The 15,629-nt window shown below is 40.1% G+C and carries 17 protein-coding genes; 6 read left to right on the top strand and 11 right to left on the bottom strand.

Annotated elements, in window-relative coordinates; genetic code table 11:
• Positions 1–276: 276 nt before the first annotated feature.
• Complete coding sequence (locus tag FLL46_RS12400) at positions 277–1,176, top strand: aspartyl/asparaginyl beta-hydroxylase domain-containing protein (RefSeq protein WP_142893840.1); 900 nt, start codon at positions 277–279, stop codon at positions 1,174–1,176.
• A gap of 16 nt (positions 1,177–1,192) precedes the next feature.
• Here the strand turns inward: FLL46_RS12400 and FLL46_RS12395 are convergent, their stop codons facing one another.
• Positions 1,193–1,744, bottom strand: a complete 552-nt coding sequence (locus FLL46_RS12395; RefSeq protein WP_142893839.1) for a hypothetical protein — start codon at positions 1,742–1,744, stop codon at positions 1,193–1,195.
• Between the two features lie 208 nt (positions 1,745–1,952).
• Here FLL46_RS12395 and FLL46_RS12390 point away from each other — a divergent pair, with 208 nt between their 5' ends.
• Entirely contained in the window at positions 1,953–3,758 is a 1,806-nt protein-coding gene (locus FLL46_RS12390) for a hypothetical protein (RefSeq protein WP_168204144.1), read from the top strand.
• A 132-nt stretch (positions 3,759–3,890) separates the two neighbouring features.
• On the opposite strand, the gene FLL46_RS12385 is transcribed toward FLL46_RS12390, so the two are convergent.
• The 3 genes from FLL46_RS12385 to FLL46_RS12375 form a co-directional block, all read right to left on the bottom strand.
• Positions 3,891–5,135: a sensor histidine kinase gene (locus FLL46_RS12385; protein WP_142893838.1), complete on the bottom strand. Its 1,245-nt coding sequence runs from the start codon at positions 5,133–5,135 to the stop codon at positions 3,891–3,893.
• Complete coding sequence (locus tag FLL46_RS12380; RefSeq protein ID WP_142893837.1) at positions 5,125–5,802, bottom strand: response regulator transcription factor; 678 nt, start codon at positions 5,800–5,802, stop codon at positions 5,125–5,127. The genes FLL46_RS12385 and FLL46_RS12380 overlap by 11 nt, the downstream gene beginning before the upstream one ends.
• 194 nt (positions 5,803–5,996) lie before the next feature.
• Positions 5,997–6,917, bottom strand: a complete 921-nt coding sequence (locus tag FLL46_RS12375) for a TolB-like translocation protein (protein WP_142893836.1) — start codon at positions 6,915–6,917, stop codon at positions 5,997–5,999.
• A gap of 458 nt (positions 6,918–7,375) precedes the next feature.
• Here FLL46_RS12375 and FLL46_RS12370 point away from each other — a divergent pair, with 458 nt between their 5' ends.
• Positions 7,376–7,894 (top strand): VOC family protein, encoded by a 519-nt coding sequence (locus tag FLL46_RS12370; protein WP_142893835.1) that lies wholly within the window; start codon positions 7,376–7,378, stop codon positions 7,892–7,894.
• A gap of 106 nt (positions 7,895–8,000) precedes the next feature.
• Here the strand turns inward: FLL46_RS12370 and FLL46_RS12365 are convergent, their stop codons facing one another.
• Positions 8,001–8,621: a hypothetical protein gene (locus FLL46_RS12365; protein ID WP_142893834.1), complete on the bottom strand. Its 621-nt coding sequence runs from the start codon at positions 8,619–8,621 to the stop codon at positions 8,001–8,003.
• Between the two features lie 223 nt (positions 8,622–8,844).
• Here FLL46_RS12365 and FLL46_RS12360 point away from each other — a divergent pair, with 223 nt between their 5' ends.
• The gene (locus FLL46_RS12360) at positions 8,845–9,321 is read left to right on the top strand and encodes an Lrp/AsnC family transcriptional regulator (RefSeq protein WP_142893833.1); all 477 of its coding nucleotides are present in this window, start codon (positions 8,845–8,847) and stop codon (positions 9,319–9,321) included.
• Between the two features lie 177 nt (positions 9,322–9,498).
• Positions 9,499–10,701, top strand: a complete 1,203-nt coding sequence (locus FLL46_RS12355) for a GGDEF domain-containing protein (RefSeq protein ID WP_142893832.1) — start codon at positions 9,499–9,501, stop codon at positions 10,699–10,701.
• A 163-nt stretch (positions 10,702–10,864) separates the two neighbouring features.
• On the opposite strand, the gene FLL46_RS12350 is transcribed toward FLL46_RS12355, so the two are convergent.
• The 4 genes from FLL46_RS12350 to FLL46_RS12335 all read right to left on the bottom strand — a co-directional run bounded on the left by FLL46_RS12350 (position 10,865) and on the right by FLL46_RS12335 (position 12,709).
• On the bottom strand, positions 10,865–11,266 hold the full coding sequence (locus FLL46_RS12350) for a hypothetical protein (RefSeq protein WP_142893831.1): 402 nt from the start codon (positions 11,264–11,266) through the stop codon (positions 10,865–10,867).
• A 112-nt stretch (positions 11,267–11,378) separates the two neighbouring features.
• Positions 11,379–11,819: a hypothetical protein gene (locus FLL46_RS12345; protein WP_142893830.1), complete on the bottom strand. Its 441-nt coding sequence runs from the start codon at positions 11,817–11,819 to the stop codon at positions 11,379–11,381.
• A gap of 129 nt (positions 11,820–11,948) precedes the next feature.
• Positions 11,949–12,233: a transcriptional regulator gene (locus tag FLL46_RS12340; protein WP_142893829.1), complete on the bottom strand. Its 285-nt coding sequence runs from the start codon at positions 12,231–12,233 to the stop codon at positions 11,949–11,951.
• Positions 12,230–12,709 carry a hypothetical protein gene (locus FLL46_RS12335; RefSeq protein WP_142893828.1) on the bottom strand — a complete coding sequence of 160 codons (480 nt, stop codon included), beginning with the start codon at positions 12,707–12,709 and terminating at the stop codon, positions 12,230–12,232. Before FLL46_RS12335 ends, FLL46_RS12340 begins: the two co-directional genes overlap by 4 nt.
• Positions 12,710–13,060: 351 nt before the next feature.
• On the opposite strand from FLL46_RS12335, the gene FLL46_RS12330 reads away from it, so the two are divergent.
• Positions 13,061–13,579 carry a hypothetical protein gene (locus tag FLL46_RS12330; RefSeq protein WP_142893827.1) on the top strand — a complete coding sequence of 173 codons (519 nt, stop codon included), beginning with the start codon at positions 13,061–13,063 and terminating at the stop codon, positions 13,577–13,579.
• Positions 13,580–13,660: 81 nt separating this feature from the next.
• On the opposite strand, the gene FLL46_RS12325 is transcribed toward FLL46_RS12330, so the two are convergent.
• The gene (locus FLL46_RS12325) at positions 13,661–15,286 is read right to left on the bottom strand and encodes an alpha/beta fold hydrolase (RefSeq protein WP_142893826.1); all 1,626 of its coding nucleotides are present in this window, start codon (positions 15,284–15,286) and stop codon (positions 13,661–13,663) included.
• A gap of 81 nt (positions 15,287–15,367) precedes the next feature.
• The coding region (locus tag FLL46_RS27405; RefSeq protein WP_210418687.1) for a hypothetical protein at positions 15,368–15,629 on the bottom strand (262 nt) is incomplete at its 5' end.

Here is a 15,629-nt window from a genome sequence, read left to right as displayed (position 1 = left end):
AATGTCCCTGTCTGACAGACTGAATTAACTCTTATCCACTGGAAACCATATCCAGTTTATAGCCTGACTTTTGATTTGTTAAAAAATGTATAAATCATTATCCAAATGTATAACGATGTCCCTCCTTTGTAGTAAGTTATTAAAAACGGTTTCAATTCACAAAAAGTCACTTAGGTGATATTTACAATACCCGCCGATGACAACATAGTCGCACCCGATTACTTGGCATGCCGACTAAAAATACTTTAAACAAGATAACCGAATGGAGCTTCACAAATGGGGTTTTCAATTTTATTTATTTTTATTCTTTGTGGTATTTATGTACAAAATCGCGGTTTGGTTCAACATGGAAAACTGGTTCGAAAAATAACCGATCATTCGAATATCATGGCGCCGATAAATTGCTTGTTTTATGCATTTTCATCAATAAAAAACACAGCCTACATCAACGCAGAGAAATTCCCGGAGCTTAAAGTATTTCAGGAAAACTGGGAGGTTATTCGTGACGAAGCAATCGCACTTAATAACGCCTCTCAAGTGAAGTCTTCGGAAAAATACGACGACCTCGGATTTAACTCTTTTTTTCGTACTGGCTGGAAACGGTTTTATTTAAAATGGTATGGCGCATCACTAAACTCCGCCAATCAGCTTTGTCCCAAAACAACCGAATTATTAAACTCTGTGCCTAACGTTAAAGGAGCAATGTTTACCATGTTGCCGCCTGGCGCAACCCTGGTAAAACACCGTGATCCTTATGCGGGCTCCCTTCGATACCACCTGGGTTTGGTAACCCCAAATTCCGAAGATTGCTATATTGACGTCGATGGAAAAAAATACTGGTGGAAAGATGGCGAAGCCGTGATGTTCGACGAAACCTTTATTCATTATGCGAACAACCAGTCAGACTCCAATAGAATAGTACTCTTTATCGATGTAAAAAGACCAGTCAATTTCTTTTTGGTCGACTGGGTCAACACCTTATTCTCCAAAATCATTTTGTCAGCAACTGCGACGAAGAACATGGAAGGCGACAAAGTTGGCTTGTTAAATAGAGTGTTCCCTTACATTTATAATGTAAGAAAACTGGGAAAAAAAATAAAATTATTTAATAGGAAGCTTTACTACATCTTACAGTACTCAATCTACGCCGCGATTATTTATGCTATTGTCAGTTAATCTGCGTTCATAATAGCTACTTGCTCTCGGGAGATTTTACTAGCTTAGAACGGACACCAGTCTCTGTGCGTAAACTTACTTTTGCCGCTTCGGCGGCTAGTCGTGTTTTATATTTACCTGTTAGCAGAACAAAGACCGTTTCATCCTGTTCATTGCGCATCTTTATTTTTTCCGCTTTCCACTGCTTAGCCGTGACTTTGTTTAATGCCTGATCTGCAGCTTTTTCCTGATAGTAAACACCAAACATTAACGCGCTTTCCGGAAAGCCTGCGCTGTAATCAAACCACAACGTAGACAGTAGCGGTAACTTTTTCTTTTTGTCATCTTTACTCTTCTTATCATCCGCTTTGGGAGACTTTTCATCATCTGACTTTTCAGTGCTAGTTTTTTCACTGTCTGTTTTTTCATTGCTAGCTTCTGCGGAGCTTTCTTTCGTCGAGCTTGCTTTAGTCGAGCTTTCGTTGGTTGAGCTTTTATCACTAATCTCTGCAGCTTGTATAGCTGGCATGGGTATTAGCAATCCGAGTAAAAGCACCCCGTGTAAAAACAGTATTCTTGTTGTTTTCATGCTCAATATCCCTGGCTTTTTGAAGACCTGTTGTTCACCAAAATTTTATCATTGGAATAGCTGACGTTTCCATCAGCAGCATAGCAATGGTTAATCAATCTTTCCAGTTAAACGCCGAAAATATCAACTAAACCAGAACTTTCTTAATGACGTTTTTTCCACACTTGGTGAGACATCATCATCAGGCTTTTAACAAACAAAGGAATTTATGATGCAAAGAACTTCTCACCATTTGAGCTTATTGGCCTCTTTTGCCGCAGCAACCGTTAGTATCAATCTGTCGGCATTTGAATCATCTCCTACTTATCTTAACAGTAGCTATTTTAATAAGGCTCAGCTTAGCAAAAACACTCGCATAAATAGTTATGCCGGTAGCGCGTATCTCAACAAAGATAACAACGGTATACTGGAAGAAAGTTTCCCTATCTCAGAATATGTGCTTTACCCTGATGGAGAAGCTGAAATCGAGGATCCCATCAGTATTTACCTGGATTTTCCCTTACTCAATGTTATCGAACAATCTGGTCGACATGGCACCATCAATGCTGCGACTGAATTAAGTTATCAAAGTCAAACGCCTATTGCCGTAGACAGTATCGACATAAGCCCAGGCGTTATGGGAGTTTGGTATGTCAAAGGCGATGATCAAATATATTTTAAAGCAGATTCTGGATGTAGTGAGCAATCCTTTAATTTTCCCAATAGAAATTTAACTGAAATTCATTGGGATAGCGAAAACCTGGCATTATGGGCTTTCGATCAAATTGCCGGTGATTTGCTTCGTCTCAATTGGTCTGGCGAACTCGAACAGATTCACAATCTCACCCAGAATAACCAACAAATACAGATCAATGGCTTATCTTCATACGATGGAAATCTATGGTTACTAACCGATGAAGCGCCGGGGCAATTTGTGTATGAACTTTCAACATCAGATGATCTGGCGACTCAACGCTCCTGGAAAATAGAGTTGGCAGGTGAAACTGATTACACTGATATTCAGGTTTTTGACAAGTATTCCGCTTTTATTAGCAGAAGCTCTGACAGCGACGCAACCATCATTCAGGTTAAAGATAAAAGTGCTTATACCGGCGATGGCCCGCTAAGTAATACAGGCCAATTGTCAATGCTCAATACCCACGATTTACCTGACGAAATAAGACAGCCGTCAGGTATTTACCCACGTTTAGATGGTGGCTGGTGGGTGGCAACGGATCAGGCAGAAGTTTTTGAACTGACCGCCGATTTCAGTGAAATCCGAGCCAGAGTAAAACTTGAATTTGAGGACATTGTCTGTAACCAGGGTTGTATAGAAATGGTCGTTTCCACCGATGGAAGTAGCTTTTACGCCATATCCGATTCAAAACAAGTTGTCCATTACCAACAATACGGCAGTGACTATCAAAAAGCGGCGGAGTTTAGTTTGGAAATTAGCCCAGATCAGGACTTCGCCGGTATTGCCTATAATCCCGACAGTGAAAATTTTTACATGGTGAACAACAGCGTTGATGAATTTGAACAAGATACCTTGTACGTTCTTGATAAAAATTGGCAGGTTCAACAACAATTTCCATTGAGCTTTAACGGTAACATCATTGAAGAAGCCAACGAGTATAACGCAGAGGGAATTGCATATAGCAATAACAAGTTATATCTCTTATCAGCGGCCTTTACTGAAATTTTAGTGTTATCAACAGAAGGCGCAATAGAGCAAGTCATCGACTTTTCGCAAGATCCCATCAGTGAGCCTAGCGACCTGTCTGTGATCGACAATCAGCTCTGGATGATTGGCGATAATGAACGAAATGAGCCTACTGCACCGGTCGCCGTATTTAGTTTACCCGACCAGTACTGTGGTTTTAAACCATGGCTGGCAGATAAAATTTATACCAGAGGTGATAAAGTAGTGAAAGACGGCTTTATTTATCGAGCAAAGTGGTGGACTATTGGAGATGATCCCAGTAAACAATATCCCTGGTCTGTATGGAAAAAAATACGCCGCTGTGGAAATTGAGTTTGAGGGTTAACGAAAGTAAAATTCGTATGAAGATTTTATAATCTAAACCAAGAATCAAATTCTACTCGTTGATGTTGAGGTTATCGTTTTTAAATGATGCCTCAACGTCCCTTCAATCGCAGCAAGAATTCAAATCAATTTTACGTGACCAAAGTTAATTCGCAGAATAAAATATTTATTTGTTGATGACAATTTTAACTCCCACCCTAACGCATCACATATTCGTTGAATGATTTTTAAGCCTACACCAGCCCCAATCTCAGTCTCAGTCGAACCGCTGATTGGGTTATAAACGATGAGATGATTCGGCCGAAAGATAACACTTACTTTCAACTTCGCATATTTAAAAGCATTATCAACAATATTTCTGGTGATTATTTCAAATAAACTTTCGTTACTGTTTAAAGTCATTGCATTTTCATCTGAAAATCGCCAATCAAGTTGTAATTTTCGACGAGCCCCCTGATGACAACCATCCGCTTCTTCCTCGTGCAGAGTTTCAGCTCGCCGCTCATTTTCAGCGCGTATAACCTGCTTGAATACTCCTGATGGTTTAAACGATGTTGATGTCTGCGAAAAATTTTCTTCTCTTGCTAACAATAAAAAGGTTTCAGTGAGGCTTTCCATATTGCGAGTTGCTCGCGTCATTCGAAGTATCATCCGTTGATACAATTCTGCGTCAGAAAGGTGTTGTTGCATAAGTGCCAGGTTGACCTTGATAACGGTTAATGGGCTGCGAAGCTCATGACTCACAGATTGAGTAAAATCACTTTCCCTTCTGATAAACTTTTGCACACGTAGCATAGTGCTGTTAAACGCGTTCGCCAGGGCTCGAACATCATCATTTTTATGGGAAGTTATTTTTTGATATTTTGAAGGATCGGACTGTTTTACCTGTCGAACGAGGTCTTCAAGGGGTTCAGAAAGTTGCCTGGCAACAACAGTCCCAACGCCAATACCACAGAAAATAACAAAGCTACCAATCAGTAAAATTAGTCCTATCAAATACGGCTCTGCATAATCGACAGGTCCGTCCGACTCTTCCATACTAAAAACTAGCCACCGCTTTTCATCTAGAACAATTTGTAAATGATGTTTATCATCAAGTTCCACAACCTGATTTAAAATAACTTTTGAATTGATGGTTAGTGGAATTGAGAGAATTTTGCCGGTAACAATTCCAAACTGAGGCGGTTGAAACATTTTATCTTGATTGTAGCGTTCCATGAACTTATCTTTTTGTTTAACCAAAATGTGTTCATAAAGGCTATCTTCAGTCATGTAAGCCGCGCCCCAAACCAGCAGTCCATAGAGGCACGACAAAAGTATCGAGAAACTGATAAACGCCGATGTAATATTTTTTCTAAAGGTCATTTTCACACTCTATTTTAAAACCAATTCGGTGAACGGTTTTAATCAGTGATCTGGAGAAAGGCTTGTCCAGCTTGCTTCTCAGTTGATAAATCTGACTGCGTAATACATCACTATCAGGGATCTCTTCGCCCCAGACTTCATACTCCAGCGTATTTTTTGTTACAACGTCAGGATAGTTCTTTACCAGTAACTCAAGCAGTTTGAACTGAATTGGATTGAGGCCTATTGGAACACCTGCACGAGTGACTTTGTGCTGCTGCAGATCAATATGAACATCGGCGCAGGACAACTTACCGGTATCACGTCTTTCACCCCGCGCACCCAGTGCATTAACTCGCGCCAATAGCTCTTTCATATCGAATGGTTTCACCAGGTAATCGTCGGCGCCTGCGTCAAACCCCTTAAGCTTATCATCCAATGTGTCTCGCGCCGTCAAAAATATAACCGGTATACCTGAACAGTTCTCACGGAGGCGCTGACAGGCTTCAAAACCAGAAATACCAGGCATCATCACATCCAGAATAATTAGGTCGTAAGTATTATTTTTCACCAACTGCAGCATGGCCGAACCATTGGCAATAAAGTCCGCTGAATGGCCGTTAAATTCGAGATAATCGATAATTGAAGCACCAATATCCCTGTTATCGTCTACCACTAATATACGCATTTTTAACTACTACTCCTTCTGTTGTCATTCGCAAAATCAGGCTAAATAAACTAGCCCTATTCGCTATAAAAAATGCTAAATAATTTAATCCGGTTAATGTGAAATTTCTGTGATAGTGTTTGCCAAGTCTTCGAGCATAGCTGCGCCAACTTGTAGAAGCTCTTAAAACATCTTTAGTTCCCTGTGCCTGGTTGCTACTTCGGAATTTTCGCTACCACGGCAATATATTTAAAGTCACTGCTAACCGCCAACCGAGAAACATCCGCAATATTGCTATCACTCAAATCAGCCCAAAGATGCCAGCTTTGTTCAGCTTGGCTCCAGATAAACAGTTGACTGCCTTTACCTGAGATAATTCGATTATCGGGTGTCCAGGCATAATCTATATTGTTATCAAGTACCGGCGCTATTGGCGTAACAGCACGGCTGACAGGGTCGAGTGATTTGATCCATAGCTCGTCATTTGCCTGGCGATGAACGAAGCTAAATTGTTTGGAGTTTGGAATTAACAGCGGCTTAGACGGTAGTGCATGACCAATTGCAAATATTGCCTGGGCTGAATTTGGTGTAAAAATGTAAATGGAATTTGCCCAGCGCGCCCAACCAGCGGCAATACCATCTTGATTGAATGCGTAATAGCCAATTGGCGTATGTGATTTGACCGCCCATTTCGACTGAGTATTTTTCTTACCTTTTGCAGGATAAGAGTAACGATGAACCGATTGGTATGGCTCGCCCCCTTCCCTGACCGCTGTAAACTGTTTGTTGCCCTTCTCCATCATTGGCGAATATTCAGATTCAGGCGTATGGGTTAACTGTTTGGTATTTTTGGACTGAATTTGGAACTCGTATATGTCGGTCTGATTGTCCTTTCGTGCCGAAACGTATAACACGCTTTTATTATCTGGTGTAAAACTCGGCTGATTGTCATAGCCATCGACATTACTGATGTTATCAACTAACTTGAGCTTATTTTGATTTTCGCTGCTAATTTCATAAAGCAGTACGTCCATTCCCGGCGTATATTCTACTGGTGCCTGGCTTTTAGCGGTATAGCCTTTAGCAAATATGGACAGTCCGGCTAATGCCAGTCCACATAACAATTTAATAGTCATTTTGATTCTTCTATTTGTTATTTAAGATTGAGGGTCTAGCCTACTTATAACAAAAATTACCCCGTTGAAAAAGTACCATTGTGAGTCCTTGATGAAATTAATATTGAATTAACGGATCCCTATGTAACATTAACGGAACATTTTCGTCTAAGCGGCTTAGGGCGTGTTTATCTTTCATTCTTTGAGATTGTTGCGGCTAAAATTTTGCCAATCAAGAAGTGCGAAGCGTGGTTTAGTTATTCTAAATGAGCGACAAACGACGCAGAGTGGCGAAATTTTAGTCACAACCCGAAGGGCCGGGCCATTTTTTCGCCCAGCCGCGTTAAAAGCTGAACCTGTAGGATGACTACATGGTTCATCTTTCGCCTCGCTGAACAAAAAAATGACCTCGGCAATCTCAAAGAATGAAAGATAAACACGCCCTATCCATCCAATCTTATAAGCCAAAGAGAAAACGAATGAATAAACCAATCAGTTCAATATTTAGCCTGCTAATTCTCAGCTTTTTATACTTCCCCAATCTACATGCAGATCCAAAGAAGCTAGAAAAACCACTGACATCAGGTTTTAATCATGTTGGCTTATCGGTGACTCACCTGGATAAATCTACCTCATTTTTTGTTGATACGCTGGGTTGGCGACTAACCGGTGGAGATAAGGACTATCCTGCTAATTTTGTGACTGACGGGAAAATATTCCTGACGCTTTGGCAAATAAAGTCGCCAGCTACTGCGATAAAGTTCAACCGTAAAAATAACGTTGGTTTACACCATCTGGCAATCAGTGTGCCTGACTTTAAAACACTAGATCGGATTTATGAGCGAGTAAAAAAAGTGGACGGAGTAGTTATCGAGTTTGCGCCTGAGTTAGCCTATGGTGGACCAACCAAACATATGATGCTTAGAGAGCCGAGCGGTAACCGATTAGAGTTTGCGCACAATCCTCCACGTAAGAAAAATAAAGTGAAAAACAACTAAGTTGAGTTCGGAATAATTTCGACTGATAACGCATCAATTTTTATCATTATCAAATGATAAAAATTGATGTTTGAAGTTAAGTTAACTATATCGTACCTTTCTTACTTTAGTGTCTTTTTTTGGTCCCTTTAATTTTATAAACTACTTTCCAGTTCTTAGTCTTGTTATCTGCAGTATTTTCTTGTTCCATTTTCCATAAAAACGTTTTCTCAGAAATATCATAGAAAGTGATCTTGGTATTTTTGCCGCCAAAGATTCCTTGCATAATAATTTTTCCGTCCTTCTCCTTAGCAATAAAGGTATCGACCTTTTTACCATTATTTGACATCCATGCCATTTCCCACTGCTTTTTAGCCGGATTATAAATTCGGATATTGGTACCAAACTGTCTCCCTTGTTTCGGTGCAGCTTTACTTAAAGACGGCGCTATCCAGTCATCTTGAATTGCAGCTCCATTTAAAATTGAGTAAAAATTCCAGTCAGCGCCACCGGCCGGTTGCCACTGACCTTTCGCATCGAGTTGAAAATCCTCAATTCGCCAATTTCCGAGTAATGGTTCAAATAAGCCTAGTTGTGATTGTGGTTTCGCCTTGGCTAAATGCGTGGCCTCGACAGAATGTACTGGCTTATCAGCATTGCTAAAAGCATGAGCTTGGCCAGCAAAACCCGACAAACAGACAGGCAAAACCAAACATTTGATGGCAAATATTAATTTAACAACTTTCATTTTTAGCTCCTTTTTGATCATTAATATAAAAATAAGACATCAACCAGCAATAATCCACAGACTAAATAAAGTTGAGGGCGATGTTGAATCTGGTGCGAATTCATTGAATATAAATAGACATTCATAATATGATGCCAATAACGCTCTCTACCAGATTAACTTGAGCCATTATTTCACTATTTACATACAGATTGCTTATTAAAATCAATGTATTGGAAACAAAATGCCACAACCACCTCTTACTGGCCTAGATTGGAAAATTTTAGAACTCCTTCAACATGATGGACGAATCACAATATCAGAGCTGGCAAAACAACTGGAGCGCTCTCGCAGCAACATAACAGAAAGAGTTGAACGACTTTACGACTGCGGTGTTATTAATGAAATCAGCGCGGATATCAACACCGAAAAACTAGGATTTGGAATCAAAGCTTTCGTCAGATTAAACGCATCCTCATCACATCATCGAGAAATTGTTAGTGCTATTGTCGAAAAACCTGAAGTCTGCGAGTGCCATGTATTAACAGGGGCAGAATTGGTGTTAATTCAGGTTGTCGCCAAAGATATGCCCCACTTGCGCCAATTCGTCGATGGCTTGACCCAATATGGCTCTACTCAAACAGATGTGGTATTTGCAACAGTTAAAAATCAGATTCAGGTCAACACATCGTTGAGAAAACTAGTTGAAAGTAACCAATAAATAAAGAAACTCCTATTCATTGAAATAGCTTAACGCTTGTAACTTTAAGCATTCTCATTCATCTATTTTGTGCTATATTTTAATTAGGCTGCTGAACTAAAAATCAAAAACGGTTTACGAGGAAATGGCAGTCAACGGAAATAAAAATGCTCGACCAGGAACAGGCAAAATAAAGCAGTGGAAAAAATTGATGTAACAAAGTATGGGGTTGATATCAATGATGAGTTAATGCAGTCCGCCATATTTTCAGATCGTCTGGAGATCTATATGGTACGGGGGCGAAACGCTATTATGGCTTCTCCCGTTGCATCAACTTATATGGTGTTTTTGCAGTATGGGGATATCGATAATACGATCTTATTTGGCTGGTGGATTGTAAGTCTGATGGTCGACACTGCTGTATTCTTGTCAACACATCGATTCATTAAAAAACGCCCAAAAAATCTCTCACGTTATTTACAAAACGTCGTATTCTTGCAGTGTATGTCCGGTTTTGTTTGGAGCACTACTGTCTATTGGTTTAGAATTCCCGACGAACTTATTCACGAGTTATATACCTACGTCATATTGATTGCCATAGTATGCATTACCACAGTAATTTTTATGCCATTTCGTTTTGCTTACGTTAGTTACATCATTTGTATCAGTTCTTTTCCCCTCGCCTACTTTCTGTATCTAGGGGGAGCAATGTATCTGAAGTTATCACTAGGAATCGTGATAATGGATGCAGTCTTGATTTTTTTTCAAACTACCGCGACTCATCAATTTGTTGATGGCTTAACGCAACGACTCAAGGTGCAGTTTTTAGCGGAAGCATTAGACGAAAATTTAAAAAAAATTGAAAAGTACGCCAATTATGATGAACTCACTAATTTGTTTAATCGGCGATTTGGACTGGAGTGCTTGCGTAAGGAAAAACAAATACAACTGAGGTACAAAAGCACACTGACTATCACGATGATCGATATCGACCACTTTAAAAGCATCAACGATACTTATGGCCATCCGGTAGGTGACTTGGTCCTGACAGAATTTTCAAAACTAATGCAAAAACAATTTAGAACAGAAGCGATAGTGATGCGTTATGGAGGCGAAGAGTTTTTGGCAGTAACGCCACGAACAAATCTGCTGGAGGCAGAAAAAATGGCAGAACGTCTGCGTTCGGAACTATCGACCTCCAGTTTGCTGGGAGAACATTTCGATATCAAAATCACAGCATCGATTGGAGTGGCTGAAATTGCCCCGGATGAATTAATCGAACACGCGATTATGCGAGCTGATCAAGCTTTGTATCGCGCAAAGCGAAATGGTCGAAATCGTGTTGAGCTTTCTCAGATCGATAAGCTCGACCGACAGGATAAGAAAAAAAAATCAAATTAACTCTGGGGGGGTGGCATATGCTAGTCAGTAAATGTTGCGGAAAAAACAACTCATCGCTCGATTAATTTATCGAAGAAGTTCATTGAAATGAACGTCACCTCCTCCTCGCGGTGAACATTTCTAAAATAACCTTACCAATGAAAACATTCATATTAACGCACAATTAAGACGCGCGCTTTTTGCGTTGTGTATTCAACTTCTCTTTAAGCGAACTTCGCTGAAACGTCAAATATCCTAGCCAAATAATAATCAATCCAACCGAAATTCTTGCTGGTATAGATTCGAATTCAACGCTGTCAACCGTTCCATAGCCGTTTACGACTACCAACAGTCCTGTAAATACTATAACAACAACGATAACCAAAACATAAACTCCAAGGATCAATTTTTTAAACTCTTTAGTAGGTAACTCTACATTTTCACCCGATATTTCTAGCTTTCCTCGGTTATTCGGCTCATTTAATAAGGTCTCAACCTTAGTGATTCCATCAAGCCAAACATCTCGGCCAATATTTTCTAGTAGTTCTCTTAACTCTTTCTGTGAGTAGCTATTAATGAGTGACAATTAATCTGGCACTTCCATTTATTATCGCTTAACGCAACTGAATCAAGCGCATCTTTACGTAATTCGACTTCCTGTGTTTTGTTAACTCTTAATTGACTATTTTATCGAGTCACTACTTAACGAGCTCTAGCCCATTAGCTAACAAAGGGGTCCAAATTTTATTAAATCTTTCCAATTTATTTTCACGCATTTCAAAAAATTTCGCCATGGTATCTTCTACTGAGTCAATAAATGGCCGTCCCGATTTTTCAGGAAGAAGCTTCCCTTCAAAAAAATAATCCCACTTTTCCTCTTTAGTTCTTTCCCAACATGATACGGTAACCCATCGATCTTGCCATATTCTCAAGCAGAGCATTGCATTACGGTTTGATGGCTTAATTTCAATCTCAATTTTTTCTACCTTATCATCTTCATACTCTTCAAATATGCGTTCGATAGAGATACTCCACGAATTATGTTTAAGCGATTTACTTCGCTTCCTAAAACTAGATAAAATTTCAGTAAGAAACTCGTTCTTAGACTCAGGGATTGTCAACTTCGGTGATTTTGCCATGATTAGTAGTGCATGTTTATTGAGTTAACGCTTCATTGAGAAGCGCTTTAGTTATCGGCACATTTTTTTAGCGCCTGTTATGAAATTCATCGTCCAAGTTACCGGTAAAACTTGCGCTTCAAAACAAATTTATCCAACAATTTGTTTAAGCGCAGCGACATGTTCGGTAAACGCAGCCCGCCCTGTGGATGATAAAGAAAGCCATGTTCGTTGACGTCCAAAATCGGCGCGTTTGTTTAGCAAAACATAACCAGCTTCTTCCAGTAATTTAATATGTTTTGACAATACCGAGTCACTAACATCCAACTCGTTGCGTAGCACCTTAAATTCTATTTCGGCGCTGGCGGCCAATATTGCACAAATTTGTAATCGATTTGGTGCGTGTATAAGATTATCAAAACCTACTCCCTTCATTTGACACCTTCCTTCGAAACTAACTCGCCCGTTGGATAATGATGTATTAAGTAACCAAAAGTGCCTGCGTTAAGCACTGCTGCCACATAAGGTGTCCAAGCCATCCCATCAAGATAGAGCTCTCTCGCTCCAAATATTATCGCGCTGTAAATAACAGCTTGCACCGCCTGAAAAATCTTTCCCGACAAACTTGCCGGAACAATTTTCATTTTAATTCCCAATAAACGATACGAATAAAACATAAATGCAACACTAAGAAGAAAACCAGCCAATGAAAGATCCAATCCCAGTACCCAATTGTTATCGTGACTCATCAATGCGTAAGACATAGTTAGCATCCCAAACATCGATGCAGCTAATAAATTTAGCCAAAGCGGCGGCCTGAAAAATAATATCGCTTTTCTGTGTGTATCCTCTAACGACTCCAGTGCGGCCCTGGCTTCATCAACAGAAATAAGTGTATCAGTCGTTTTCATTACATTCTCCTCTCATTGACTCTCTAACTTTCCAATATGGAAAGTATCATAACAAACACTTTCCAATATGGAAAGCTTTAATTTTCCAACATGGAAAGTTAGCAAATAAAAATCTTTCAGAACTTCCAAAAAAACCTTTTATTTCAAACGGATAAAATTACTTTTTACCCATTTTTTCCCAGCAATTCCCTGCCTTGCCCTATTAATCAATCGATCTGATGGACTCACAGGTTCAAACTAAATGCACTTGTGAACAGCCACTTTGGTGGCATTGGTTTGCACTGAAAATGTTCTCAATCAACTTGTTTACTGGGAACAATCAATTTCGACATTTAGATTATTGGAGTATGTATGAAAAACAAGATCGGCAATCTGCTAATCACATCATCGCTGTTAGCAGCTTCTTTTTCCGTCATGTCAGCGGATGAACCCGATTGGGGTAATCCGTTTGATCTCTACATTGGTTCAGTCACTTATAGCGGCTCAGGTATCACGGGTCATTCCGGCACTCACGGCTCTGTCGTCACCGGCGCAACAATGAGCATTTGCAATAGTCGACTTAGCACTAAAAAAAGTATGCACACTTCCGCGGGCGACTCACAAATTGCCGAAGTGCCCTGCTACTTAAAAACCACTGTATTGCACGAGCCACAAATTGCGACCCCAAACACTAACTGGGGAAATACTGGAACGACTCCCATTTATACAGAGCTAGAAGCGCTCAAGGAAAAATATAATATTGCGACTTACGAACAACGCATTGAAGCGCTAAAAAGGGAATTTAATATCGATGGTTTCCGTCAAGAATTTGAGCGACTCCACGTCAAATCACTCATGCCGGAAAAAACAGAGAAAAATGCGAAGCGGTAATACGCAATTTTAGAAAAAAGGAGCGCTTAAGCTCCTTTTTATTGCGAACTATCATCGCATTAATGATTCATGATTTCTCGATTAATCCACCAGTGGTAAAACTAATTTGGAACTTAGATCACTGTTAAACTTAAACGCCACTGAGTAAGGTAATATCGTTGGAACGCCATATAATAAATCAAAAGTATCCAAAGCGATTCCAATCTTATGTCCCGCCGGAACATCGTAAGCCGTTGCCACGAATTCCCAATCTAACTGAACCACTTTACCAGCCTGAGCGCTATGCAAAGTAACCGGGCCATGAGTTATTAGCGTGCCGACGCCGCTGGGCGGAACATCGTAAAGATAAGCATTTAGTTGTAATTTCGAAGATGAGGGTTTGACATGAAGTTTGATTTTAGGAATACCTCTGATTTTCATTTTTTTGGTTAAAGATTGTGATTTAAAAACAATTCCGTTAACACGACTGACCAGAGACAAGGGAGTTTTTACCGGTATTTTTAAATGACCATCAAGTATTGCCGACAATGCTGGAATGCCAGTTGTCGCGACAGTATCCAACCCGCTGATAATGGTGTTAGTTCGAGTCCACCATGGATGATAAGGTGACTGTAGTAATTCGCCATTTGAAAATAATCCACGAGGTTTTAGATAAAGAGTTTTATTGACGCTTTCATCGATGGGCCAATTACTAAACTCATCTCTCTGATCAGATAAGTCAACAGCCATAGTGACGGGTTTATCTTGCATGATTTGGGTGTCTATTCCCTTAAGCCAATAATCAAACCATCGATGGGTATTATTCCATGTGTAATTATCTAATCCCACAAGTCCAAAGCCTTCACCACTGGCGTGGGTTCCCTGATTGAGATCGAGCCGTTTGGGTACATTCAACCGTTCGTAAAAATTTAATAAATTATTCGGCTGAAATAAGTTATCACCAAAATTGTTCGCCAGGTAGACTGGCGCATTTCTTTCATTAATCAAATGGACAAAGTTACTTACTGAACGTGCTTCGGCCCATTCAATAGTTTCCGGGATATTTTGATTGAGGATCAGGTTAAAGTAATTTTGCGCGATAACCGGGTCTAAAGTGCCAGTTATGAAACCGCTGGATACCAGTAAAAACCCCCAAAACAAACGGGGCGTTTCGTGTTGATAAAGCGACTTTGTTAACGACCCCCAAGTGCTCATGGCCACTGCAGTTTTAAGCCTTGGTTCTTTGGCAAGTCCCATTAAACTGATACCTGAGCCATACGAAATGCCGCTAATACCGATATTGCCTGAATCTGCCTGAGTGTTGGCTAACAACCAGTCAATTATGGCAGAAATATCCAGCATGTCCTTATCGCCAACAACATTGACTTCACCACCCGAACATCCCCAACCGCGGGCACTATAACTAAAAACCAGGTACCCCTTTTTAGCAAACTGCGCCGCTTGAATGAGATATTCATGTTCATCTAGAACCCAGCTATTAACGAAAATAATTACCGGGAAACCAGCCGCAGGAGCCTCTCTTTTGGGCGTGAATAGATTAGCAGCGATTTGAATACCATCGTAAGAATCAACCAAAATATTATCTTCATAATCATATTCACTGGAACGCGGTAGCGGAACTTCCAGGCAAATGTTAGCCGAAGCAGTTGGCAGTAAGGAGAGAGAAAGTACTAGAAATACAGCTATCTGGAAAAATTGCTTAGTCATTATCAGGTCCTCTATTTTTGTTTTGTATTCTTATTACTGGTACGACCTTCAACCAGTTAAATCGATACTAGTACATATTGATTAATAAGTAATCAAAATATCTCTAAATAATTGAAATAGAGAAAATTTTCCGGTGTTATGTTTATTGTCCGTGGAAATGTAACTGTCCGTGGAAATGTAACTGTCTGCGGAAATGTAACTGTCTGCGGAAATGTGACTGTCTGCGGAAATGTGACTGTCTGCGGAAATGTGACTGTCTGCGGAAATGTGACTGTCTGCGGAAATGTGACTGTCTGCGGAAATGTGACTGTCTGCGGAAATGTGACTGTCTGCGGAAATGTGA

It is taken from the genome of Aliikangiella coralliicola, assembly GCF_007004725.1.
Lineage (GTDB): Bacteria > Pseudomonadota > Gammaproteobacteria > Enterobacterales > Kangiellaceae > Aliikangiella > Aliikangiella coralliicola.
The sequence above is the reverse complement of the archived record's forward strand: the minus strand, read 5'-3'. Positions and strand labels throughout refer to the sequence as shown.